Origin of the sequence: Flammeovirga sp. OC4, assembly GCF_000812565.1 — a bacterium.
Taxonomy (GTDB): domain Bacteria; phylum Bacteroidota; class Bacteroidia; order Cytophagales; family Flammeovirgaceae; genus Flammeovirga.
In genome coordinates, this window is sequence record NZ_JTAM01000204.1 from 1 (window position 1) to 408 (window position 408).

Consider the following 408-nt stretch of genomic DNA (forward strand, 5'->3'; position numbering starts at 1 on the left):
TGTATGAAAATCAATTTGGCGTTAAACCTGAAAAATAAGAATTATGGCAGGCGTATATAAAGAAGTTTGGACGGGTGCAGTTGAAAAGCACATGAGAGCCGATGCAGGATTTTTAGCAGAAATTCCTGACAAGTCAAAAATGGTAGGCAATTCTGTAATTCACCTTACAGAGCTTGGAGCAGATCCCGGGGTGTTAATTGATAACACAGTTTATCCTATTGCAACCAATCAATCTGCTGATGGTGATGTCACTATTGTTTTGAGAAAAATCGAAACGGAAAATACTGAGATCACAGACGATGAATTGTATGCTATTTCTTATGATAAGATCAAGGAAAAAGCAACACAGCACGGTGACGCTCTCAATGAGAATATTGGAGCATTGGCACTTCATTCGTTAGCTCCGGG

The 408-nt window shown here is 39.5% G+C and carries 1 pseudogene; it reads left to right on the forward strand.

Features of this window, described 5'->3' with window-relative positions:
- Positions 1 to 43 precede the first annotated feature (43 nt).
- Positions 44 to 408, forward strand: a pseudogene (locus PL77_RS29980) (hypothetical protein); the annotation flags it as partial.